Source organism: Microbacterium sp. NPDC089186 (assembly GCF_040685115.1).
Lineage (GTDB): Bacteria > Actinomycetota > Actinomycetes > Actinomycetales > Microbacteriaceae > Microbacterium > Microbacterium galbum.
The window spans coordinates 1,304,608-1,327,688 of the sequence record NZ_JBFBHJ010000001.1 but is presented as its reverse complement, the minus strand read 5'-3'; the positions used below and the strand labels follow the sequence as shown (position 1 = coordinate 1,327,688).

Annotated in this window: 17 protein-coding genes; 4 read left to right on the top strand and 13 right to left on the bottom strand. The window is 71.1% G+C overall.

Features of this window, described 5'->3' with window-relative positions; translation table 11 throughout:
- The first annotated feature begins 68 nt into the window (after positions 1 to 68).
- Positions 69 to 1,298 (top strand): ROK family protein, encoded by a 1,230-nt coding sequence (locus tag AB0N82_RS06165; RefSeq protein ID WP_363389354.1) that lies wholly within the window; start codon positions 69 to 71, stop codon positions 1,296 to 1,298.
- Positions 1,299 to 1,364: 66 nt separating this feature from the next.
- Complete coding sequence (locus tag AB0N82_RS06160) at positions 1,365 to 2,648, top strand: alpha-amylase family glycosyl hydrolase (protein ID WP_363389351.1); 1,284 nt, start codon at positions 1,365 to 1,367, stop codon at positions 2,646 to 2,648.
- Between the two features lie 152 nt (positions 2,649 to 2,800).
- Here AB0N82_RS06160 and AB0N82_RS06155 read toward each other — a convergent pair whose 3' ends face one another.
- Both AB0N82_RS06155 and AB0N82_RS06150 read right to left on the bottom strand, forming a co-directional pair.
- Complete coding sequence (locus AB0N82_RS06155; protein ID WP_315994549.1) at positions 2,801 to 3,451, bottom strand: response regulator; 651 nt, start codon at positions 3,449 to 3,451, stop codon at positions 2,801 to 2,803.
- Positions 3,448 to 5,091 carry a sensor histidine kinase gene (locus AB0N82_RS06150; RefSeq protein WP_363389348.1) on the bottom strand — a complete coding sequence of 548 codons (1,644 nt, stop codon included), beginning with the start codon at positions 5,089 to 5,091 and terminating at the stop codon, positions 3,448 to 3,450. The genes AB0N82_RS06155 and AB0N82_RS06150 overlap by 4 nt, the downstream gene beginning before the upstream one ends.
- Before the next feature lie 166 nt (positions 5,092 to 5,257).
- On the opposite strand from AB0N82_RS06150, the gene AB0N82_RS06145 reads away from it, so the two are divergent.
- On the top strand, positions 5,258 to 6,784 hold the full coding sequence (locus tag AB0N82_RS06145; RefSeq protein ID WP_315994547.1) for a CitMHS family transporter: 1,527 nt from the start codon (positions 5,258 to 5,260) through the stop codon (positions 6,782 to 6,784).
- A 354-nt stretch (positions 6,785 to 7,138) separates the two neighbouring features.
- Here the strand turns inward: AB0N82_RS06145 and AB0N82_RS06140 are convergent, their stop codons facing one another.
- From AB0N82_RS06140 to AB0N82_RS06110, 7 genes are all read right to left on the bottom strand, one after another.
- On the bottom strand, positions 7,139 to 10,309 hold the full coding sequence (locus tag AB0N82_RS06140; RefSeq protein ID WP_363389344.1) for a LamG-like jellyroll fold domain-containing protein: 3,171 nt from the start codon (positions 10,307 to 10,309) through the stop codon (positions 7,139 to 7,141).
- Between the two features lie 140 nt (positions 10,310 to 10,449).
- Positions 10,450 to 11,463: a LacI family DNA-binding transcriptional regulator gene (locus tag AB0N82_RS06135; RefSeq protein WP_315994545.1), complete on the bottom strand. Its 1,014-nt coding sequence runs from the start codon at positions 11,461 to 11,463 to the stop codon at positions 10,450 to 10,452.
- Entirely contained in the window at positions 11,456 to 12,988 is a 1,533-nt protein-coding gene (locus tag AB0N82_RS06130; protein WP_363389339.1) for a sugar ABC transporter ATP-binding protein, read from the bottom strand. The genes AB0N82_RS06135 and AB0N82_RS06130 overlap by 8 nt, the downstream gene beginning before the upstream one ends.
- A 52-nt stretch (positions 12,989 to 13,040) precedes the next feature.
- The gene (locus AB0N82_RS06125; RefSeq protein WP_363389336.1) at positions 13,041 to 14,060 is read right to left on the bottom strand and encodes a sugar ABC transporter permease YjfF; all 1,020 of its coding nucleotides are present in this window, start codon (positions 14,058 to 14,060) and stop codon (positions 13,041 to 13,043) included.
- Entirely contained in the window at positions 14,060 to 15,103 is a 1,044-nt protein-coding gene (locus tag AB0N82_RS06120) for an ABC transporter permease (RefSeq protein ID WP_315994542.1), read from the bottom strand. Before AB0N82_RS06120 ends, AB0N82_RS06125 begins: the two co-directional genes overlap by 1 nt.
- On the bottom strand, positions 15,100 to 16,674 hold the full coding sequence (locus AB0N82_RS06115; protein WP_315994541.1) for a sugar ABC transporter ATP-binding protein: 1,575 nt from the start codon (positions 16,672 to 16,674) through the stop codon (positions 15,100 to 15,102). The genes AB0N82_RS06120 and AB0N82_RS06115 overlap by 4 nt, the downstream gene beginning before the upstream one ends.
- A gap of 121 nt (positions 16,675 to 16,795) precedes the next feature.
- Entirely contained in the window at positions 16,796 to 17,773 is a 978-nt protein-coding gene (locus AB0N82_RS06110; RefSeq protein WP_363389332.1) for an ABC transporter substrate-binding protein, read from the bottom strand.
- Between the two features lie 248 nt (positions 17,774 to 18,021).
- Here AB0N82_RS06110 and AB0N82_RS06105 point away from each other — a divergent pair, with 248 nt between their 5' ends.
- The gene (locus tag AB0N82_RS06105) at positions 18,022 to 18,582 is read left to right on the top strand and encodes a flavin reductase family protein (protein WP_315994539.1); all 561 of its coding nucleotides are present in this window, start codon (positions 18,022 to 18,024) and stop codon (positions 18,580 to 18,582) included.
- 145 nt (positions 18,583 to 18,727) lie between these two features.
- Here AB0N82_RS06105 and AB0N82_RS06100 read toward each other — a convergent pair whose 3' ends face one another.
- From AB0N82_RS06100 to AB0N82_RS06085, 4 genes are read right to left on the bottom strand one after another with little or no spacing between them, the layout of a single operon-like run.
- Positions 18,728 to 19,534: a MaoC family dehydratase N-terminal domain-containing protein gene (locus AB0N82_RS06100; RefSeq protein ID WP_363389329.1), complete on the bottom strand. Its 807-nt coding sequence runs from the start codon at positions 19,532 to 19,534 to the stop codon at positions 18,728 to 18,730.
- Positions 19,531 to 20,760 carry a CoA transferase gene (locus AB0N82_RS06095; RefSeq protein WP_363389326.1) on the bottom strand — a complete coding sequence of 410 codons (1,230 nt, stop codon included), beginning with the start codon at positions 20,758 to 20,760 and terminating at the stop codon, positions 19,531 to 19,533. Before AB0N82_RS06095 ends, AB0N82_RS06100 begins: the two co-directional genes overlap by 4 nt.
- Positions 20,757 to 21,725 (bottom strand): hydroxymethylglutaryl-CoA lyase, encoded by a 969-nt coding sequence (locus tag AB0N82_RS06090; RefSeq protein WP_363389323.1) that lies wholly within the window; start codon positions 21,723 to 21,725, stop codon positions 20,757 to 20,759. Before AB0N82_RS06090 ends, AB0N82_RS06095 begins: the two co-directional genes overlap by 4 nt.
- A complete protein-coding gene (locus AB0N82_RS06085; protein ID WP_363389320.1) occupies positions 21,722 to 22,996 on the bottom strand; it encodes a hydroxymethylglutaryl-CoA reductase, degradative in 1,275 nt (424 codons plus the stop codon). The genes AB0N82_RS06090 and AB0N82_RS06085 overlap by 4 nt, the downstream gene beginning before the upstream one ends.
- Between the last annotated feature and the right edge of the window lie 85 nt (positions 22,997 to 23,081).

The window sequence follows — 23,081 nt, the reverse complement described above, 5'->3', positions numbered from 1 at the left end:
TAAATTTACTCGCCAAATCAACTTGATGAGGGCAGTATTGCATCGGACGCGAAAGGGGTCAAGATCTGATGTCGGATGCCACATCGGCGGCGGCCTCGTTGCGCAGACGCAGCCTCGACGCCGTGCTCGCCCACGCCTGGGACGCCGAGGCCTTCACCGCCAGCGACGTCATGGCGGCGGTCGGCCTGACGCGGTCGACGACCATCGACGTGCTCGACGAGCTCGTCGAGCGGGGCCTGCTCGCCGAAATGCCGAACGCCCGCACCGTCGGGGAGTACTCGAAGGGGCGCCCGGCGCGCCGCTTCGCGTTCCGTCCCGACTCGGCCGTGGTGGTCGGCGTCGACGCCGGCCGCGGGCACGTCACCGCCACCGTCGCCGATCTGCGCGGACGGGCGCTCGCGACCTCGCGCCTCGCGGTCGACCCCGAGCGGGATTCTCCGGAACGCCGTCGACGAGCCGCCGAGGCGACGGTGGACGCGACCCTCACCCGGGCGCACCGCGACCGGTCCGACATCGCCGCCCTCTGCGTCGGCGTCCCCGCGCCCGTCGATCGATCGGGTCGCTCCCCCGTTCATCACGACCGATTCTGGGAGCGCATGAACCCGGGCTTCGTCGACACGTTCGCCGAGTGGGCTCCGGTGGTGCGCGTCGAGAACGATGCCTCCCTCGCGGCCGTCGCCGAGCGTGCGCACGGCGCCGCGGTCGGCGTCGACGACTTCATCGCCCTCCTCGCCGGCGAACGTTTCGGTGCGGGGATCTGGGTCGACGGGCGTCTGCTGCGCGGTGCTCACGGCGGCGCCGGCGAGACCGTCGCGTTCGATCGGGTCACCGGCGTGGGCGGCGCCGAGGGCCTCGCGCCGCGGTGCGTCGACGCGGCCCGCGACGCCCGTGCCACCGGGCGCCTTCCCGCCGGATCGGCTCTGGCGACGATCGACCCCGCCGCGCTCGACGCCAAGACCGTCCTCGACCTTGCCGGCGCGGGCGATGCCGGGGCGCTCGCCGTCGCGCAGGAGGTCGGCGGTGCGCTCTCGATCGTCGCCGCGACCCTGGGCAGCCTCTTCGACGTACGAAGGGTCGTGGTCTCGGGCGCGATCGCCGCGGGCGCCGAGCCGATCATCGCCGCGGCACGAGCCGCTCTCCCCCGCGCTCTGGACCTTCCGGCGCCCGAGATCGTGGCATCCCCCCTCGGCGCGGACATCGTCTCGATCGGCGCGGTCGCCGCGGCCGTCGACGCCGCGCGGTCCCATGCGCTCGACCTCCTCGCCTTCGCCGCGCCCGACGCTCGCGCGGGGGCCTGAACGCGCCCCTCGGCGACCGCCGCAACCCCGCCTCGCGATCCGCGCGACCTCGGTAGCGTCGGTCGCATGCCCGAATGGCCCGAACACGTCCTCTGGTGGCACCTCTACCCGCTGGGGTTCGTCGGTGCGCCGATCCGCGACGGCGTGGACCCGGATGCCGAGCCCGTGCATCGCCTGGACCGTCTCGAACCGTGGCTCGACCATGTCATCGAGCTCGGGCTGAACGGTCTGCTGCTGGGGCCGGTCTTCGCGTCCGAGACCCACGGCTACGACACCGTCGATCACTTCCGCATCGACCCGCGGCTCGGAGACGAGGCCGATGTCGACCGTCTCGTGGGTGCGGCGCGGGAGCGGGGCATCCGGATCCTGCTCGACGGCGTCTTCAACCACGTGGGGCGCGGGCACCCTGCTTTCCGCGAGCAGACGGAGGACGCACCGCAGTTGTTCCGCGGGCGGTGGATCGACGGCCGGTTCGAGGCGGACGTCTTCGAGGGGCACGACGCGCTCGTCGCCCTCGATCATTCCTCCCCCGCCGTGGCCGACCTGGTGGTCGAGGTGATGTGCCACTGGCTCGAACGGGGCGTCGACGGATGGCGATTGGACGCGGCGTACGCGGTGCCCTCGACCTTCTGGGCCGAGGTGCTGCCGCGCGTGCGGGAGCGCTTCCCCGACGCGTGGTTCCTCGGTGAGGTGATCCACGGCGACGCGGCGCGGATCGTGCAGGAATCGAGCATGGACTCCCTGACGCAGTACGAGCTGTGGCAGGGCATCTGGCACGGCATCGCCGACGGGAACCTCTTCGAGCTCGGTCACGCGATCGAACGGCACGACGAGCTGCTGCGCGTGTTCGTCCCTCAGACGTTCGTGGGAAACCACGACGTCACGCGCATCGCCTCGGCGGTGGGCGCCGACCTCGTGCCGCACGCCCTCGCGGTGCTGTTCACCGTCGCCGGGACCCCATCGGTCTACGCGGGCGACGAATTCGGCTGGACCGCGGTGAAGGAGGAGCGCCTCGGCGGCGACGACGCGGTGCGGCCGGAGTTCCCCGCCTCACCCGACGCGGTGGACGGCGACGCGCGGGTCCTCGAGGCGCACCGGGCGCTCATCGCCCTGCGGCGCCGCAAGCCGTGGCTCTGGCGTGCGCACACCGACGTGGTCGAGCTCGCCAACACCAGCATCGTGCTGCGGACGGCGACCGCCGACGACGCGGTCGTGGTGACGCTGAACATCGGCGACGAACCGGTGTCGCTTCCGTCCGCCGACGCCCGCACGGTCGTCACCGGCGACGGGACGCTCGTCGGCGACCGGGTCGAGCTGGGCCCGCGGGGCTGGGCGGTGCTGGAGGCCTGAGCGCCAGGCCACTCCCGCACCCAGGTCCCTGCGTCGCACCCAGGTCCCCGAGCCGCACCCAGGTCCCCGAGCCGCACCCAGGTCCCCGAACCGCACCCAGGTCCCTGAGCCTGTCGAAGGGACCGAGCCCACCGCAGACCGGGTGCCGCGCCTCACCCGCCCGCGCGGAACCGGTGCTCGGGGCGACCCGTCGACCCGTAGCGCAGGCTCACCTGCACGAGCCCCCGCTCCGCGAGCGCGGTGAGGTGTCGCTGCGCCGTGGCGCGCGAGACCCCGATGCGCTCGGCCACCTCCGACGCCGAGGCCTCGTCTCCGGCGAGCGCCCCCAGCACCGTCTGCTCGGTCGCCGACCGTGCGAGCGAGGCCCCCTCGCGCTCGCCGCGCATGAGGGATGCCGCGCGGTCGATGTCGTCCTGCGAGAGCGGTCGGACGCTCGTCAGCAGATTGCGATACCGGGCGTAGCGCTCGAGGCGCTCGGCCAGCACACGGGTGTCGAACGGCTTCACGAGGTACGCGAGGGCACCGGCCGAGAATGCGCGGCGCACCGTCGCGGCATCCGTCGCCGCCGACAGCACGAACGCATCGACGTCGAGGGTGCGCACCAGGTCGATCCCGTCGCCGTCGGGCAGGTAGACGTCGGCCAGCACGAGATCGGGGGCGTGCGCCGCGATCGCGATGCGCGCCTCGCCGATCGTGCGCGCCGGCTCCAGCGCGACGAAGCCCGGCCGCGCGGCGACCGCCTCGCGATGGAGCCCCGCCACGCGGAAGTCGTCGTCGACCACCAGAACCCGGATGCCGCTCACGCGTCGCCTCTCTCTCGTTCCACGTCGTCGCGGCTCCGGCGTACGCCGGGAAGGCGCGCCGCCACAATGGCGCCGTTCTCCTCGTCACCCGCGTCGACGACCCACACGTCCCCGCCCCGGCGCCGGGCGAACTCGCGCGACAGAGGCAGCCCGATCCCGAGACCGTGCACCCTGTCGGTGTCGACGTCGGTTCCCCGCTCGCGCTGCGCGAATATTCCCTCGACGTCGGCGATCCCGCCCCCGCTGTCGGACACCGTCATCACCACCGCGTCGCGATCGTCGAGCACGCTGACCTCCACCTCGCGGGGTGCGGGAGCAGCCGCGGCGGCCGTCACGGCGTTGTCGATGAGGTTGCCGAGCACCGCCACCACGTCTTCGACGTCGTCGATCGTCTCCCTCGAGAAGGTGTCGTCGGCGACGCGCAACGCCACACCGCGTTCCCGGGCGGCGAGGGCCTTCGCGCCGAGGAAGGACTGCAGCATGGCGTCCCCCACGAGCTCGATCCCCGGCACGGCCCAATCGACCGAGCCCCGATCGACGAGGTCGGCGAGGAACCCCCGCGCCTCCTCGACCCGGCCTGCGTCGAGGAGCCCCACGGCGGCGTGCAGCCGGTTGGCATTCTCGTGCCGCTGCACGCGCAGAGCGTCGCCCATGGCGCGCACGCTGTCGAGGCGGCCCGAGAGGGCCATCACGTCGGTCCGGTCGCGCAGAACGGCCACCCGGCCGAGGGCGCGCGCCCCGCGTCGCACGGGCCGCACGTCGACGAAGACGACGCGGTCGCCCAGCGGCAGCCCGGTCGCGGCCCCGGCGCCCGACAGCGCGGCCGAGACGGCCGGCGCGAGACCGAGATCGGCGATCGGTCGCCCCACGGCGCCGGTCACACCCAGCAGGCGTTCGGCGGTGGCCGTGCACACCCGCACCACACCGGCTTCGTCGAGGGCGACGACGCCCTCATCGGCTCCCTCGAGCACGGCGGTCTGGGTCTGCACGAGCGCGGCGAGCTCCTCCGGCTGCACGCCCAGGGTCAGCCGCTCGAGCCGGCGTCGCATCAGCAGGGCCACGAGCGCGCCGATGGCCACGGCGAGCGCGACGGCCACGGCGATACCGGCGATCAGCGCGGGGAGGTCGTCGAAGACGCTGGCCCGTTCGAAGCCCACGCTCACCTCGCCGACCGGCGCCCCTCCGCCGGGCGGATAGATCGGCACCTTCGCCCGCGCCGATTCGCCGAGCGTGCCGGTCTCCCAGGTCACCACCTCGCGACCGGCGAGCGCGTCGGCGAAGCTCGTGCTCACGACCTCCCCCAGCCGGTCGGGGTCGGGGTGCGCCAGACGGATGCCGTGATCGTCGGTGATGACGACGAACAGCCCCTGCGTGCGCCCGGTGACGTCGGCGGCGTAATGCTGCAGCGTCCCGTCGCGCAGCTGGGCGGCATCGGGGGTTCCGGGGTCGGCGGAGAACGCGGTCACGAGCGAGCGCACGTCGGGCGCCTCGGCGACCGAGCGGGCGATGTTGAGGGCCGACGAATCGGCCTCCGCCTTGAGCTGCTGCACCCCGAGCCACGCGAACACGGCCGTGCACACCGCCACGACGACGAGTTGGGTGGCGACCTGCACCACGAGCATCCGGGTGGCGAATCGCATGCGCACCTCCCGGTCGGCGACGTCGTCATGCGCGAAATGCGCAGAAGACACGGTACGCGCATAACGACGCTCAATGCGAGCAAACGCGCGCCCGAGGACCCGGTATCCGTACGGTCGGCAGATCGATGGCGCACCGGGCGCCCACATCCACGACGAAGGAGTCGCGATGACCCCCCTGATCCTTGCGGCCGAGGCCGAAGAGTACGCGGTGGCCTACACGCCCGCCGACGGCGTGCTCGTCGCCCTCGGTTTCCTCATGGTGCTGTCGTTCATGGCGTTGATCATGACGCGGCGCATGACCCCCATGGTCGCCCTCATCATCGTGCCGACCGTGTTCGGCCTCATCGCCGGCGCCGGTTTCGGCCTCGGCGACATGGTGATCGACGCGATCGGCAAGATGGCACCGACCGCCGCCCTGCTGCTGTTCGCCATCATGTACTTCGGCATCATGATCGACGTCGGCCTGTTCGATCCCCTGATCCGCGTGATCACGCGCTTCCTGGGCGACGACCCGGCCAAGATCGTGCTCGGCACGGCGATCCTCGCCGGCGCGGTGTCGCTCGACGGCGACGGCTCGACCACCTTCATCATCACCACCTCGGCGATGCTGCCGCTGTACCTGCGCCTGGGCATGAGCCCCGTGGTGCTGACCTGCGTCGCGGGTCTGATGAACGGCACCCTGAACATCGTGCCGTGGGGCGGCCCCACCGTGCGCGCCGCGACGGCGCTGGGCCTGCAGCCCACCGACGTCTTCGTGCCGATGATCCCCTCGCTCCTCGCGGGCCTGGTCGTCGCCCTCGCCTTCGCCTGGTTCCTCGGCCTGTCCGAGCGCAAGCGCCTCGCGGGTTCGGTCGACACCTCGAAGATCGACGGCCCCGGCGGCTTCGGTCGTCTGGGCGCCCCGAAGATGTTCCGCGGCGCGGAGCACAAGCCCGGCGCGCTCGCCTCGCTGCGCACGGGCAACATCGTGACCGTCCGCGGGGGTCGCGACGCGATCGCCGCCCCGCAGCTGGTCGAGGCCGCCGACACCGCGATGGCCGACACCATGCTCGACCCGAACCGCGCGACGCTCCGGCCGAAGCTCATCTGGTTCAACCTCGTGCTCACCGTCGCCGTCATGGTGCTGTTGGTGATGGACATCTTCCCGCTCGCCTTCGTGTTCATGGTCGGTGCCGCGATCGCCCTCATCGTCAACTTCCCCAAGCTGCGCGGGCAGGCCGACGAGATCGTCGCCCACGCGCCCAGCATCGTCGGCGTCGTGTCGATGGTGCTGGCCGCGGGTGTCCTGGTCGGCGTGCTGAACGGCACCGGAATGGTCACCGCCATGGCCGACTGGATCACCCAGGTGATCCCCGCGTCGATGGGTCCGTTCCTCGCCGTCATCACGGGCGTGCTGTCGATCCCGTTCACGTTCTTCATGTCGAACGACGCGTTCTACTTCGGCATCCTCCCGGTGCTCGCCGAGAGCGCCGCGAACTACGGCATCGCGCCCGTCGAGATGGCCCGCGCCTCGATCACGGGTCAGCCCGTGCACCTGCAGAGCCCGCTCGTGCCGGCCATCCTGCTGCTCGTCTCGCTCGCCGGCGTCAACCTCGGCGACCACCACAAGAAGGTGCTGTGGCGCGCGACGATCGTCTCGTTGGTGATGCTCGCCGTCGGCGTTCTCGTCGGCGCGGTTCCGCTGCTCGGCTGATCCTCTCGCTCGATGAGGGCCCCGGATGCCACGGCATCCGGGGCCCTTCCTCGGTCCCGCGCGCCGCGCCGTGCGGGGCCGCGCCGTGCCGGGCCGCGCCGTGTTCCACCCCACGCATAAACGCGATCCGCGCGCAGAAACGCGTGCTCACCGCGTTCATGGTCGTGGATCGCGTTCATGCGTGAAGCAGGCCGCGCCGGCGGCCGTCTCGGCACCGCGCTCACGCATCCGTCCCGGCAGCGCGCCCTCCCCCGCGCGGACGGCCCGGGGCGGGCACGGCGGGCGGCCCGCGCACCGTGCACGAGGAAGACCCCGGATGCCAGGGCATCCGGGGTCTTCCTTCCGTTCAGCGGATCAGGCGTCGGTGCGGCGCGGGCGACGCATCGTCCACACCACGCCACCGGCGACCACCAGGAACGCGGCGAGCAGACCCGCGCCCAGGGGCGCTTGAGCGCCCGTCGCGGCGAGCTGCCCCGCGGCCACCACGGTGATCGGAACTCTCCGGATCACCGAGCCGTCGGCCCCGTAGACGACGATGGTGTGGCTGCCCGCGGCGAGGCCGCCGGGGATCTGCACATCGAATGCCACGCGGCCGCTCGCATCGGCGGCGGGGATGCCGGCGATGCGGATCGGGTCGCTGCGCAGCTCCGCGGTGACCTGCTCACCCGCGGCGAGACCCGTCACCGTCACGCGCACGATCCCTCCGCGCTCGACCGTGGTGGTCGAGACGGACACCGAGGGGGTGGCATCCGGGGTGCTCGTGGGCGACGCGGTCGGGGTGGCCGTGGGCTCGGTCGTCGGCTCCGGCGTCGAGGTCGGCTCCGGCGTCACCGCAGGTGTCGGCGTCGACGTGGGCGTCGGCGTCGGGGTCGGGGTCGGGGTCGGCGTCGGCGTCGGCGTCGGATTCAGCCCGGCGATCTCGGATGCCGACAGCGCGCGGTTGTACAGCGCGAACTCGCGCACCTGCCCCTTCAACAGGTTGTCATTCGTGTAGACCGACTTGCCGATGTAGTTGGCCAGCGTGCTGCCACCTCCGATGTCACCGGGGCGAACCGTGACGTTGGTGTTCACTGCGACCTGCTGCCCGTCGAGGTACAGCCGGGCCGTCGACCCGCTCAGCGTGTACGTCAGTGTGACCCAGCGGTCACGCGGCAGCGCCGCGGACGACTTGGCCTCCTGCTCGCCGCTCCAATTGCCGGTGGACACAGCGGCGCGGTAGACGCTGTTACCCGTGGCGAACAGGTAGCCGTTGCCGGTGCCGTCGCCGCCGGTGTTGCCGAACCCGTACAGGAAGTAGGGGTTGCGCTGCGCCGAGTCCACCCGCGCCTGCGTAGTGACGGAGAAGTCGCCGACACCCGCAAGCACGTTGTCGGGCAGGTCGACGTAGTCGTCCACGCCGTCGAGCGTCAGCGCGCCGTTGCTCCACGCGGCACCGCCCGCGATCTGCGCGTCACGACCCGCACCCGAGCGATCGTGCAGGGTGCTGCCCGAACCGTCGGCGAAGTCGTAGCTGAGCAGCTGGCCCTGGGCGTTGGCCTCGAGGGGCTGGGGCAGGTTCGCTCGGAGGGCGGCCAGTTCGCTGGCCGTCACGGGCATGACCGTGCCGTGGCGCGGGCTGGCAGGCAGGCGGTAATCGGCCGGCACCTTCCAGTCGGGGTGGGCGATGTCGGCCGTGGCCAGCGGGATGTAGCCGCGCCCGCCGTACTCGTCGACGAAGAGGTAGTACGTGTCGCCGTTGACGTCGCCCGGGTTGGACCTGAAGATGCTCGGCCCCTCGACGGCACCCGTGCCGGCGTTCTTGCCGATGCAGGTGGTGACGGGCGACCACTGGTCCAGCGGAGCGGTCAGCACCGTCGAGCTCTCCTGGATGATGTCGGTGCAGCCCGTGGCGCCGCCCTCGTCCTTCGTGAAGCGCTGGTAGACGCCGTCGGCCTTGATCACGGTCGAGTCAATCCGCGACGTGCCGCCCTGCCAGACCTTCGTGTCGCTGAAGGTGACGAAGTCGCGCGTGGTGGCGTACATCATGCTGTTCGCGACGTTCGAGGTGTGGTTCGGGTCGTCGGCCGGGTAGATCTTCGACGCCCAGAAGACGACGTACTCACCCAGCGCGTCGTCCCAGTACGCCTCCGGTGCCCACGTGTTGCCCGCGGTGTCGGGAGAGACCTTCACGTGACGCTGCGCGCTCCAGGTGATCAGGTCGTGCGACTCCCACACCTCGATGTACTTCGAGCCCTGACGCTGCGAGCGATCCCAGTCGCCGTTCCGGCCGATCGAGAGGTCGGTGGCGATGAGGTAGAACGTGTCCCCCTCGGGAGAGCGGATGAGGAACGGGTCGCGCAGCCCCTTCTCCCCGAACGCGGAGGTCAGCGTGGCCCGACCATTGTTCAGCTCGGTCCACGACAGGGCGTTGTTGCCGTTGCTGGCCGCGAAGAAGATGTTCTCGCCCGCGACGGAGTTGCCCGTGAAGTACGCGAACGTGTACCCCGCGAACGGTCCGATGTTCGCGGCCTTGCGGACGGCGGCCGAGAACGTGCGAGTAAGGGTGACGGCGCCCTTCGTGACGGATGCCGTGAGCGCGACAGTCGTGTCGGCATCCGGCCGCGTCACGACGCCTCCGTCGGTGATGACGTCGGCGTCGGCCGACGACCACGTGACGTCGAGCCCCCGCGAGGAGGAAGGCAGCGTCAGATTGCCGCGCACGTCGTCGATGTTGGTCACCATGAGCGCGTCGAGCGCCGCCTGCGCGGCCGCGGTGTCTTCCGGCGTCTTCACGAGTCCCTTGACCTCGTCGGCGGACAGCGCGCGGTCGTACATGCGGAAGTCGCGGAGGCTGCCGGCGAGGCGCTTGTCGGGAGTGTAATTCGAGCGCCCCAGGTAATTGGCCGTCGTCGTGCCGCCGCCGATCGAGCCGGGGGTGGTGGTCGTGTTCGTGTTCTCCGCGATCTGGGCGCCGTCGAGGTACAGGCGGGAGGTTTTGCTGCCGGCGTCGAGGGTGTAGGTCAGGGTCTTCCAAACGCCGCGCTCGAGGTTGCTCGACCCGCGGGTCTCCTGCTCGGTCGACCAGTTGCCGCTCGCGATACCGGTACGCGCGGGGTTGCCCGTGGCGAACAGGTAGCCGTTGCCGAACCAGGAGGTGGTGTTGCCGAGGCCCCAGATGAAGTAATTGCCCGACTGCTCCGGTCGCACGATCACGTCGGTGCTGATCGTGACGGAGGTGAGTCCCTTGAGAACATCGTTGGGAAGGCTCACGTAGTCGTCGTCGCCGTCGAGGCGGACGCCGTCGGCGCCGCCCAGCGTCGGCCCCCCGACGTATGCGGCGTCACGACCGTTGCCCGACGTATCGTGCGCGACCGTGCCCGACGTCTCGTCGAGGGGATAGGAGACGATCAGCCCCGCGGACGGAACCTCCGCGTGGGCGATCAGTGGTGCGGTGATCGGCGCCGCGACGAGGGCGGCGACGATCGGGACGGCCAGCGTCCAGGACGGGAGACGACGCGGGAGCGCCGTCCGAGGGAGAGTGGGCACGGGGGTGGGGGTCCTCTCGTGAATGCGACATTGCATGCACCGTCGTCGACGACGGATGCCCGAATGTTAGCGCTCACACCCCTGTTGACGTCAACATCCGGTGCCGGATTTCATCCGCCGGACGACGACTGCACCGGGCGTCAGGAACGCGTCGGGGCGGAGTCCCGCACGACGAGCCGCGTGGGCAGAGGCGTGGTCTCGCTGACGGTGTCGGGCTCCTCGACCATGAGCAGGACCTTCTGCATGAGGATCTCCCCGAGAGCGGCGAAGTCCTGTCGAACCGTCGTCAGCGAGGGGTAGACGAACGACGCTTCGGGGATGTCGTCGAACCCGACGACGCCGACGTCGTCGGGAACGCGCAGCCCCCTCTCGCGCAACGCCGACAGCACGCCGATCGACATCTGGTCGTTCGCGACGAAGATGCCCTCGCCGGGGGCGAGGTCGGTCTCGGAGGCGATGCGATAGCCGCTCGCAGCGGTCCAATCTCCGTGGAGGGGCGGCGTCGATTGCGCGCGCGCCGAGGCGATCTCCTCGCGCCAGCCCCGCAGCCGTTCGATCGCATCGGGGTTCCGCGCCGGCCCGGCGATGTGCCGCACCGTCGTGTAGCCCGACTCCAGGAGATGCCGGACGGCGGCTCGCGCACCGCGGTACTGATCGATGGCCACGAGCCGCGGGTGCGGTCGCGGGGTCGCGGCCGCCGCGACGACGGGCACGTCGAGCTCGAGCGCCTGGATCGCGGCGAGCACCTCGGCGTCGATGACGATGAGGACGATGGCATCCACCCGCTGCTTCAACAGGCCGTCGATGGCGACCCGCACTTCGGCGGCGTCGGTCTGGGCGGAGCTGATGGCATCCACGTTGTACCGGGCGGCACGGGCGGCGAAGTTGAAGTTCATCGCGATGGACGAGGGACCGTAGTCGACCGTGCCCGGGGTGACGAGACCGATCGTGCGCGTGCGGCGCGTCACGAGGGCGCGCGCGGCGGGCGAGGGGCTGTACCGCAACTGCGCGATGGCCTGCTCGACGCGCGCCCGGGTCGCGGGGCGCACGTTCGGCATGTCGTTGAGCACACGCGACACCGTCTGGTGCGAGACGCCGGCGAGTCGGGCGACGTCGAAGATGTTGGCGGTGCGCGAGGCCTTGTCGTCAGCCACCGGCGCCGCCTTCCGAGGTCGTGTGACCTGCAACGAGGGCGAGGAGCGCGTCGGAGGTCAGTCCCGTGGCGGGGACGATCTGCGCGAGCACGCCGTCGCGCATGACGGCGACGAGATGCGCCACGCGCAGCACCTCGTCGAGCTCGGCCGAGATGTACACGATCGACAGGCCGTTGTCGCTGAGCTCACCGACCAACCGCTGGATCTCGGCCTTCGCTCCGACGTCGATACCGCGGGTCGGTTCGTCGAGGACGATCAGCCGCGGGGACAGCGCGAGCAGCCGCGCCAGGAGGACCTTCTGCTGGTTGCCACCCGACAGCGTCGAGACGGGCCGGTCGATGTCGGCGGGTCGGATGTGCAACGCCTCGACCCAGCTCACCGCGAGCTCGCGGCGACGCGCCGTGCTCAGACGGTGGAAGATCCCCCGCTGCGCCTGCAGGGCGAGCGTGATGTTGTCGAGCACGCTGAGGTCGCCGATGATGCCCTCGGTGCGCCTGTTCTCCGACGAGTACGCCACCCGGCGGCGGATCGCCTCGCGAGGGGTGTCGAGGCGAGCGACCTCGCCGTCGATCGCGACCTCTCCGGTGTCGGGGCGATCGACGCCCGTGATCGACCGCGCCAGCTCGGTGCGCCCCGAACCGAGGAGCCCCGCGACGCCGATGACCTCCCCCTCGCCGATGTCGAGGTCGGCCTCGCGCAGGCGCGTTCCGGATGCCAGTCCCCGCGCGCTCAGCACGCTCGGCCCCTCCGCGGGCTCGACGGGCCGCTGCCCGAGCGGGGCGAGGGCGTCGGCGGCGGCGCCGAGCATCTTCTCGACGAGGTCGATGCGCAGCAGTTCTCGCGTCGCGTACTCGCCGACCAGGCGCCCCCCACGAAGGACGGTCACCCGGTCGCAGATCTCGTAGACCTGGTCGAGGAAGTGCGAGACGAAGACGATCGCGATCCCCTGCGTCTTGAGGTCGCGGATGACGCGGAACAACTCGGCGACCTCGTCGGCATCCAGGCTCGAGGTGGGCTCGTCGAGCACGAGCACCTTCACCTCGGTCGAGACGGCGCGGGCGATGGCGACGAGCTGCTGCACCGCCAGCGGGTGCGACGACAGCACCGATGCGGGATCGACATCGACGCCGAGGGCACGGAGCGCCCTCTCGGCGCGCGCGCGCATCTCGCGGTGGTCGATGACGCCGAAACGGCGCGGCTCCCGCCCGAGCGAGATGTTCTCGGCGACGGTGAGGTTGGGCAGCAGGTCGATCTCCTGGTAGACGGTCGAGATGCCCCGCGCCTGCGCGTCGGCGGGCGAGGAGAATCGCATCCGCTGCCCGTCGAGCAGGATGTCGCCCTCGTCGAGTCGCAGGGCTCCGGTGATCGCCTTGATCAGCGTCGACTTGCCCGCGCCGTTCTCGCCCATGAGCGAGTGCACCTCGCCCGGCCGCAGCCGGAAGTCCACGTCGGCGAGGGCGCTCTCGACGCCGAAACGCACCGTCGCTCCGCACACCTCGAGGAGGGGCGGAGCGACGGTGGACATGGGCTCCATCATGCCCGCGCCCGAGCGGGAGTGCGAACGCGTCGCGAGCGTGTCACCGCCGCAGTGCCGAGCGCGAGACGATCACGCGCTGGACGACCACGAACAGCAGCAGCAGCGCGCCCACGGTGATGCGCGTCCACGACTGCTCGGCGCCGGAGAACGAGATGATAGTGCGGATGAGACCGTAGACGAACACCCCGATCATGGAGCCGATCACGAACCCGCTGCCGCCCGTGAGCAGCGTGCCGCCGATGACGACCGCGGCGATCGTGTCGAGCTCGGTCCCCACGCCGTTGAGGGGGTAGCCCGCGCCGGAATAGGCCGTCAGCACGATGCCGGCGAGACCGGCGCACACCCCGCTGATGACGTAGACCGACAGCTTGGCGCGCACGACCGGGAGTCCCATCAGTCGCGCCGACTGCTCGTTGCCGCCGACGGCGTACACCGTCCGCCCGAAGCGGGTGTAGCGCAGCACGAAGGCGGCGAGCGCCACGGTGAGCAGCGCGATGACGCCCGTCGGCGTGATGTACCAGCCCGCGAACGAGAAGCGGGTGGACTGCAGCCACAGCAGTCCCTCGTTGTCGACTTTGATCGACTCCAGGCTCACCACGAACGCCAGACCGCGGGCGAGGAACATGCCGATCAACGAGGCGATGAACGGCTGGACGTCGAAGAACTGCACGAGGACGCCGATGAGCAGTCCGATCGCCGCGCCGATGAGGATCATCGCGGGCAGGGCCACCGCCACCGGGACGCCGTCGGACAGCATCTTCGCGCACAGGATGCCGGTGAACGCCATGACGGCGCCGACCGAGAGGTCGATTCCGCCGGTCAGGATGACGAAGGTCATCCCCACCGCGAGCACGAGCAGATAGGCGTTGTCGAGGAGGATCGACGACAGGATGCGCGGCAGCTGGAAGTTGGGGAACCACCACATCGCGCCGGCGATCATGACGACGAGGATGACGACGGCCGCGAACACCGGGACCCACGAGACGTGGCGGCTGAGGAAGCGACGGTAGGGGCTCGCGGGCACGGTGGCCACGCGGCGCTCTTCGGTGAGAGTGGCCATCAGGACAGCACCTTCGCATCGGGACGACGGGACAGGGGGCGGACGGCACCGCGGCCGGCCGTGTGGAAGAACGCGCGGAAGCGCCGCGACTGCAGCAGGACGACGACCAGCACGGCCGCCGCCATGAACACCGGACTGACCGCGGGCGGGACGCCGAGGAAGGTGATGGTGCTCTTGAGCGTCTGGATGGTGAAGACACCGACCACCGTGCCCGCGATGCTGAACGTGCCGCCCGCGAGCGAGGTACCGCCCAGGACGACGGCGAGGATGGCATCCAGTTCGATGTACAGCCCGGCCGCGTTCGCATCGGCCGCCATGATGTTGGAGCTGTACAGGATGCCGGCCATCCCGGCGAGCGCGCCGCTGGCGATGTAGGCGCCCCAGATGATGCCGCGCGAGCGCACACCCGCCAGGCGACTGGCCTCGGGGTTGATGCCCACCGCCTCGGTCAGCATGCCCAGCGCCGTGCGCCGCTCGAGGACGCCCACCACGACGACCGCGGCGAGTGCCACGAAGAACGCGAACGGGAGGCCGAGGACGTAGCCGCCCGCGATGAACTTGTAGGGGTCGCTGTTGATGGTGGTGATGAACCCGCCCGTGATGAGCAGGGCGACGCCACGACCCGCGAGCATGAGCACGAGGGTGGCGATGATCGGTTGGATGCCGAGCACCGACACGAGGAAGCCGTTCCAGACCCCGAGCAGCAGGGCGACGCCGACGGCGGCGGCGATCGCGGTGAAGACGACGCCGAGGTTGCCCGAGTCGGGGGCGGCCTCGATGATCGTCAGCGCCACCGCTCCGGACACGGCCATGATGGCGCCCACCGAGAGGTCGATGCCCCGGGTGGCGATGACGAGCGTCATGCCGAGGGCCACGAGCATCAGCGGTGCGCTGTTGCGCAGGATGTCGATGAGCGAGCCGTAGAACTGCCCGTTCTGCACGGTGACGCTGAGGAAGGACGGCCGCGAGATCGTGTTGATCGCGATGAGGGCGACCAACGCCGCGATCGGCCAGACGAGGCGGTGAGTGAGGAATCTCTTCATGCGATCTTCTCCCGATCGGACGACGGTGTCTCGGGGACGGTGACGGGAAGCCCCTCGGGCTGCCCGTCGGCGATGTAGGCCACCAGGCCGTCGAGGTCGACGTCGCGGGTGGTGAGCTCGCCGATCTTACGACGGTCGCGCAGCACGGCCACGCGCTGCGCGATGCGCAGCACCTCCTCGAGTTCCGAGGAGATGAAGACGACGGCGAGCCCCTTCTCGGCCAATTCGGCGACCTTGCGCTGGATGTCGGCCTTGGCGCCGACATCGATGCCACGGGTCGGCTCGTCGAGCACCAGCAGCTTGGGGGCCGTGGCCAGCCAGCGGGCGAGCAGCACCTTCTGCTGATTGCCGCCGGAGAGGTTGCGGATGAGGGCGTCGGGGTTCGCCGGGCGCACCCCGAGGGCGGTGATGTACTCGTCGACGATGGCCTGCTTCTCGGCCGCCCCCATCCGGCGCAGCGGCCCGCGCCGGGCTTGGACGCCGAGGATGATGTTCTCCGCCACGGTGAGATCGCCCACGATCCCCTCGGCGCGGCGGTCCTCCGACGAGAACGCGATGCCCCTGTCGAGGGCATGACGGGGCGAGCCGGTCCGCGCGGGCGTCCCGTCGACCTCGATCGTGCCCTCGTCGGCGCGGTCGGCGCCCGACAGGAGGCGCGCCAGCTCCGTCCGGCCGGAGCCCAACAGTCCCGCGAGTCCGACGATCTCGCCCCCGAACACGTCGAGGTCGACGGGCTCGAGCGCATTCTTGCGTCCGAGTCCGCTCGCGCGGAGCACGGGGACGCCCGCTCGGTCGATCGGGCGTTCGGCGCTGGCCGAGATGGCGTCCAACTCGCCGAGCTCGCGGCCGATCATCTTGGCCACCAGTTGCTCGCGCCCGAGCTCGCCCACGGGGTACTCCCCCACCAACGTGCCGTTGCGCAGCACCGTGAGCCGGTCGGAGATCTCGTAGATCTGGTCGAGGAAGTGGGACACGAACAGGATCGCGACCCCTCGGCCGCGCAGGTCTCGGATGACGCCGAACAGCTGCTCGACCTCACCCCTGTCGAGGCTGGAGGTGGGCTCGTCGAGCACGAGCACCTTGGTGTCGACCACCATGGCGCGACTGATCGCGACGAGCTGTTGGACGGCGATGGAGTGGCTGGCCAGGATCGAGCGGGTGTCGATGTGCACCCCGAGCTCGGCCAGGTGCGTCGCAGCGGCCGCGTGGGTGGCCCGCCAGTCGACGACCCCGGCCCGGCGCACCTCCTCGCCGAGCATCACGTTCTCGCCGACGGTGAGGTTCTGGCAGAGGTTGACCTCCTGGTAGACGGTCGCGATCCCCGCGGCCTGCGCGTCGGCGGTCGAACGGAACAGCCGCTCGTCGCCGTCGACGCGGATGGATCCCTCGTCGATGTTGTAGACCCCCGTCAGGGCCTTGATGAGGGTGGACTTCCCGGCACCGTTCTCTCCCATGAGGGAGTGCACCTCCCCCGGATAGAGGGTGAAGTCGACGCCGTCGAGCGCCTTCACCCCGGGGAATCGGATGCTGATGCCGCGCATGGCCACGACGGCGGCACGTTCGCTTGTCATGCTCGATCGCTTTCTGAAGAGCCGTGAGGTGCGCGAGGCCGGTTGCCGGCCCCGCACGCGGGGAGGGGACTGCGACGGAGGACCCGGGCCGCCGAGGGGAGTCGACGGCCCGGAGCCGCGATCAGTAGGGACGGCTGTCGAGCACCTTCTTGGCCTGCTCCTGGTCGAAGGCCTGGTCCTCGACGATGTAGCTCTTGTCGACGGACTCGCCCGCGACGACCTTCTTGACGACCTCGGCGGTCTTCTCGCCCAGGAGCGGGTTGCATTCGACGATGTAGTTGAACTCCCCGTTGGAGAGGGCCGTCATCCCGTCCTTCACCGCGTCGATCGTGACGATCTTGATGTCGGTGCCGGGGGTCATGCCCGCGGCCTTGATGGCCTCGAGCGCACCCAGACCCATGTCGTCGTTGTGCGCGAACAGCAGGTTGATCTGGGAGCCGTACTTCTGCAGGAAGCCCTCCATGACGGTCTTGCCGTCGGCGCGCGTGAAGTTGCCGGTCTGCGAGTCGAGGACCTTGATGTCGGTCCCCTTGATGGCCGCGTCGAACCCGGCGGCGCGGTCGGTGGCCGCCGACGAACCGGTCGTCCCCTCGAGCACGACCATGTTGGTGGGCGTCGAGCCGAAGCTGTCGGCGACCCACTTCCCGGCGGTCTCGCCCTCCTTCTTGAAGTCGAGGCCGATCCAGCTCGCGTAGAGATCTTCGGATGCCGAGACCGTACGGTCTTCGAGGATGACGGGAATGTTGGCATCCTTCGCCTCCTTCAGCACGTCGTCCCAGCCGTCGGTGACGATGGGGGCGAGCACGATGGCGTCGACGCCCTGGTTGATGAAGCTGCGGACCGCGGCGATCTGCGCCTCGGGCTTGTTGTCGGCGGCGTTGAAGATGAGGTTGAAGCCGTTGGCCTCGCTGAACGCCTCCTTCATCGACTCGGTGTTGGCGCTGCGCCAGCCGCTCTCGGAGCCGGTCTGCGCGAAACCGACCGTGATGACGCCGTCCCCACCGCCGCCGCCCGCCCCGCCGCCGCCGGCGCAACCGGTCGCCGTGAATGCGATCGCCCCGACAAGCGCGATACCCGTGATGATCTTCTTCGCCTTCATGATGAAACCTCCTCGTTTCGCCGGCTCCGATGCCGGTTCATGTGATGCAGCCCCTCGGGTGAGCCGTGAGGGAATGTTAGCGCTCACACAACGGCCCCTGTCAAGCGATGCGGAGCGCGGACAGGTCACGGATCGGTAAATGTGAAGCCTCACAAAGGCGGCATCGACCCGTTCGACGCCGCCGGACGCGTTTCCCCGTGTTGCGCGCGATGGCGCCGGTCCCCGCGCGAGCGCCTACCGTCGTAGGTATGACTTCGCTTCCGCACAGCACCCCGGAGAGCACGCCCGCCATCGGCACGTCGGTCTCGGCGGACGACTTCAAGCGCGCGTTCCGCGGCCACCCGGGCGGCATCGCGGTCATCACCGCCTACGGCGAGAACGGCCCGGTCGCCCTCACCGCTTCGAGCGTGTCGTCGGTCAGTGCCGACCCGCCGCTGCTCATCTTCTCGGTCTCGGCCCTGTCGTCGGCGACGCCGACCATCATCGCCGCCGACACGATCGTGGTGCACCTGCTCGACGCGGAGGACATCGGCCTCGCCCGCACCGCCGCCACCAGCGGGCTCGACCGTTTCGCCGACACGTCGACCTGGTCGCGCCTCGCGACGGGCGAGCCGGTGTACCACGGCGTGCGTGCGTGGCTGCGCTGCAAGATCGTCAGCCGCATGGATGCCGGGGGCTCCACCGTGATCGCCGCCCAGGCCCTGCAGGTCGACGTGGAGCGCGACCTCGAGCCGGGCGAGCCGGGAGCCGCGCTGGTCTACCACAACCGCACGTGGCACCGCCTGGGCGAGCACTCGCGGTTGGACTGAGCGGTACGCCGTCGCGGTTCCGGCCTGCCGCAGCTCGACCGCGGTATCCCGCCGAGATCGAGGTTGGGACGACCGCGGCGCGACCGACGAGACTCCGGGCACTCGCGCGGATCAGCGGATCCGGCGGGCGCGGCCGCGACGGACCTCAGGCGAAGGTGATCTCGGCCGTCGCCAGGATGACGTCACCCTGCCCCACGGCCACGACGCGTGCGGCGTCGGCTGTGCCGCACAGGCGGATCGGCTGATCGACGAACGCCGGCGAGGTCACGCGCACCCGTAGGGCGACGATACGCCGACCGGGGGCGTGCCGACGGGCGGCATCCACGAGCAAGATGCGCAGCAACGGCCCGTGCACCAGCAGGTCGGGCAGCCCCTCGACCTCGTGCGCCCACCGGCGGTCATAGTGCACGAGGTGCGTGTTGAAGGTCAGGGCCGAGAAGCGGAACAGGCGGCGCGCGTCGAGGGTCGCCGTCTCGATCCAGGCGGCCTCCGCGGCGGCGGCGGGGTCGGTGCGCGGAGCGCGAGCGGGGGTCGAGGGCGCGCCGAGGAACACGTCATGCCACGTGCTGCGCACCACGACCGCGCCGTCGACGGCGTAGGTGCGCTCGATGTCGGCGAAGACGAGGCGCCCGCTCGCGCCGGTCTTCTGAATGACGGACCCCGCGGTCGCCGTCTGCGTCACCTCGTCGCCGAGACGGAGCTCCCCCTCGAACACCGTGTCTTCGCCCGCGTACATCCGACGCGGCAGGTCGATCTCGGGCAGGATGCCGTCGCGAGCGGGCGTGCCGTCGGCGCGCAGGTCGTCGAACGACACCGCGAACGGGAAGTACACGCCCTCCCACCCCGGCGGGAGTTCGTCGCCCAGGGAACGCGCCGGATCGGCCGCGGCGAAGGTCCCGCGATAGGCCTCGGCGGGAGCGGCATCCAGGATCCCCGTGCGGACGACGCTCACGACAGAGCGCCCGATGCCCGCAGGGCGCCGAGGCGCTCGGCGTCGTAACCGGCGAGCGCGGTGAGGACGACGTCGGAGTGCTCCGCGAAGCGGTTGGCGACCCGTCCCGGCGTCGCCGGCGTCGCGCTGAGCTTGATGGGCTGACCGAACATGCGCAGGGTTCCCAGCGAGCCGTAGTCGGCCTCGACGATCATGTCGCGCTCGGCGGTTCCAGCGTCATCGACCACCTCGCCGATCGTCTTGACGGCGGTGAGCGGGATGACGTCGCCCGCCATCTCCTCGAGCTCCGCCTTGGTATGCGGGGCCAGCCACGCCGAGACGAGCGGTTTGACGCGCTGCGCGTAGACCTCGGGGTCGAACCTCTTGCGCATCGTGTCGATCTCGGGGTCGTCGGCGACCTCGGGCGAGCCAAACAGCACGCAGCTCGCGCGCCACAGCTTGTCGGTGTACGCGCCGAAGAACACCTGGCCGTCGGCGCAGTCGAACAGCTCGTACGGGCGCACCCAGGCGTGCTCGTTGCCCGCGGGGGCAGCCTCGACGCCGCGCACCGTGTAGTCGACGACCGCGGTCTCGGTGAGCGCGAGAACGCTGTCGACCTGCGCGACATCGACGAGCTGCCCCTCCCCCGTTCGCTCCGCGTGCCGAAGGGCCGCGAGCGCCCCCACGACGGCGAACAGCGTCGCCGACAAGTCGCCGATCGTGACTCCCACACGCACCGGCGGCTGGTCGGGGTACCCGTTCATCGACCACAGACCGCCCGCCGCCTGCGCGGTGTTGTCGAACGCAGGCCGACGGCTACGCGACCCCGTCTGGCCGTACCCCGACACCGCGACGTACACAAGCCGGGGATTCGCCTCGCGCAGCACGTCGTAGCCGACGCCGAGCTTGTCCATCGTGCCGGGGCGGAAGTTCTCGACGAGGATGTCGGCCCGCCGGACGAGATCGATGAGTGTCTCGACGCCGCCGGGGGCGGCGAGGTCGAGCCCCACGCCGAGCTTGCCGCGGTTGTACTGGGCGTAATATCCGCTGAACTCCTCGTCGCCGTCGGTGAGGTACGGGGGGAAGCCGCGCGAGACGTCGGGGTCACGCGGGTTCTCGATCTTGACGACCGTCGCGCCGAGGTCAGCGAGCATCTGCGCCGCATAGGGGCCTGCGAGCACGCGGGACAGATCGAGCACGACGACACCGCCGAGCGCGCCGGGGCCGGGGACGAGGGAGTCGATCATGCGGGGTCCTCCGGAAGAGTGGGCGTCGTCAGAGCAGCGGCGACGCGTGACGCGTGCGGTCGGCCGCGCACACCGGCCAGCCAGGCGCTGATCCGGGCAAGTGCGACGATGTCGAGACCGGTGCGGATGCCGAGGCCCTCCAGCATCCAGACGAGCTCCTCGGTCGCGAGGTTGCCCGTTGCTCCGGGGGCGTACGGGCATCGGCCCAGCCCGCCCACGGACGCGTCGAACTCGGTCACCCCGGCCCGGAGGCCCGCGAGCACATTAGCGAGCGCCTGACCGTATGTGTCGTGCAGGTGCAGGGCGAGGGCGGGGCGGGGGATCCCGGCATCCGCCACCGCTTCGACGACCCGCTCGATGTGCCCCGCCGTGGCCACGCCGATGGTGTCGCCGAGCGCGATCGTGCGGCATCCGGCGGAGTGCAGCGCCAGCGCGGCGTCGACGACGGCGGCCGTGTCCACGTCACCCTCCCATGGGTCGCCGAACGCCATCGAGACGTACCCTCGCACGGGAATACCCGCCGAGCGCGCGTCGTCGACGACGGCGACCGCCCGGGCGACAGTCCCCGCGCGGTCGGTGTTCAGGTTCGCGCGAGCGAAGGACTCGGTCGCGCTCACCACGACCGCCACCTCGCGCACCCCCGCGGCGCGAGCGTCGTCGAGACCCCGACGGTTGGGCACGAGGGCGACCGCGCGGGCACCTTCAGGCGGACGGACGGACGCCGCGACGTCGCGCGCGTCGGCGAGCTGGGGGATCCACGTCGGCGGCACGAAGCTGGTGACCTCGAGCGCGCGCGACCCTGCGGCGTACAGGCGCGAGCACAGCTCGGACTTCACCGCGGTGGGGATGACGTCGGTCTCGGCCTGGAGCCCGTCGCGGGGACCCACCTCATAGACGGTGACCTCGGCGGGCAGCCCTTCCGCCGCCTCCTGGCGCGGGCGCCGCCGCGGGGCGGGGGCGCTCACGAGGACCGCCCGCGCAGCTCGGCGAGCACCTCGGCGGCGTACTCGACCCGGATGCGGCCATCGGCGACGATCCGGGCGGCGACCTCGGCGATCTCGCCCACCTCCGCGCCCGCGCTCGCCGCGATCGTCCGAGCGTGCAGGGTCATGTGCCCGCGCTGTATCCCCTCCGCGGCCAGCGCCCGGCACGCCGCGAGGTTCTGCGCGAGGCCCACCGCGGCGATCGTCGCGGCGAGCTCGCGCGCCGTCGTGATCCCCAGCAGCTGCACCGCGGCACGTGCCGTGGGGTGGGCGCGGGTGGCCCCGCCGACCAGTCCCACCGCGAGCGGCACCTCGAGCGTGCCGACGAGATCGCCGTCGGCGTTGCGCTCGAATCGCGAGAGCGCGCGATAGGCCCCCTCCCGCGCGGCGTGCGAATGGCATCCGGCCTCCACGGCCCGGGTGTCGTTGCCGGTGGCCAGGACGACGGCGGTGATGCCGTTCATGATGCCCTTGTTGTGGGTGGCTGCGCGGTACGCGTCGGCCTCGGCGAACGCGCTCGCCGCCTCGATGTCGGCGACGACCTGCGCACCGCCGAGCAGGTCGGCGGGGAACACGGCGCGGGCGCGGGTGAGGCGCCGATCGGCTTTGTTCGTCAGGATACGCAGGAGGGTGCGGGCACCCGCGATCTCGGCGATGCGCGGTGCCAGCGCCTCGGCCATCGTGTTCACGGCGTTCGCGCCCATGGCATCCCGCACGTCGACATGCAGGTGCAGGATCACCTGCGTGCCCGTGCGCGTGGCGAGGGTGCGTACCGAGATGTCGATCGCGCCGCCGCCGAGGGACACCAGGATCGGGTCCTGCGCATCGGCGAGGGCGAGCAGCTCGTCGCGCGCCTCGAGGAGACGCAGGCGCGTGCCCTCGGGGTCGACCGCGTCGAGCAGCTGAACCTGGGCGATCATCACGTCGCCCGTCGACGAGGTGGAAAAACCCCCGGTCGCCCGGGCCATGCGCGCGGCGTTCGACGCCGCGGCCACGACCGAAGGCTCCTCGGTCGCCATCGGAACGAGTCGGTCGACCCCGTCGATGCGGAAGTTCGTGGCGATGCCGACGGGGATGCCGAGGAGACCGATGACGTTCTCCACCAGGTGATCCGCGTGCGAGAGCGACAGCCCCTCGGCGGGGTCGAGCGCGACCAGGTGCGCGGGGTCGAGGCCCGCGGCCTCTGCGACGAGGCGGCGTCGCTCGAGCGGGGTGTGGTCGCGCAGACCGGGAAGTCGGCTGGAGGGGGTCACGCGGGCTCCTTCGCGGGCGGGAGGGTGCCGCGTCGACGGCGGCGTCCCCTCGACGCTAGGTCGGCGTCGACCCGCGGGGTACGTG

Excerpts from the sequence above, each read along its gene's own strand:
- AB0N82_RS06165 (WP_363389354.1), top strand. The coding sequence starts at position 69 with ATGTCGGATGCCACATCGGCGGCGGCCTCGTTGCGCAGACGCAGCCTC.
- AB0N82_RS06160 (WP_363389351.1), top strand. The coding sequence starts at position 1,365 with ATGCCCGAATGGCCCGAACACGTCCTCTGGTGGCACCTCTACCCGCTG.
- AB0N82_RS06150 (WP_363389348.1), bottom strand. The coding sequence starts at position 5,091 with ATGCGATTCGCCACCCGGATGCTCGTGGTGCAGGTCGCCACCCAACTC.
- AB0N82_RS06145 (WP_315994547.1), top strand. The coding sequence starts at position 5,258 with ATGACCCCCCTGATCCTTGCGGCCGAGGCCGAAGAGTACGCGGTGGCC.
- AB0N82_RS06130 (WP_363389339.1), bottom strand. The coding sequence starts at position 12,988 with ATGTCCACCGTCGCTCCGCCCCTCCTCGAGGTGTGCGGAGCGACGGTG.
- AB0N82_RS06125 (WP_363389336.1), bottom strand. The coding sequence starts at position 14,060 with ATGGCCACTCTCACCGAAGAGCGCCGCGTGGCCACCGTGCCCGCGAGC.
- AB0N82_RS06120 (WP_315994542.1), bottom strand. The coding sequence starts at position 15,103 with ATGAAGAGATTCCTCACTCACCGCCTCGTCTGGCCGATCGCGGCGTTG.
- AB0N82_RS06115 (WP_315994541.1), bottom strand. The coding sequence starts at position 16,674 with ATGACAAGCGAACGTGCCGCCGTCGTGGCCATGCGCGGCATCAGCATC.
- AB0N82_RS06110 (WP_363389332.1), bottom strand. The coding sequence starts at position 17,773 with ATGAAGGCGAAGAAGATCATCACGGGTATCGCGCTTGTCGGGGCGATC.
- AB0N82_RS06105 (WP_315994539.1), top strand. The coding sequence starts at position 18,022 with ATGACTTCGCTTCCGCACAGCACCCCGGAGAGCACGCCCGCCATCGGC.
- AB0N82_RS06095 (WP_363389326.1), bottom strand. The coding sequence starts at position 20,760 with ATGATCGACTCCCTCGTCCCCGGCCCCGGCGCGCTCGGCGGTGTCGTC.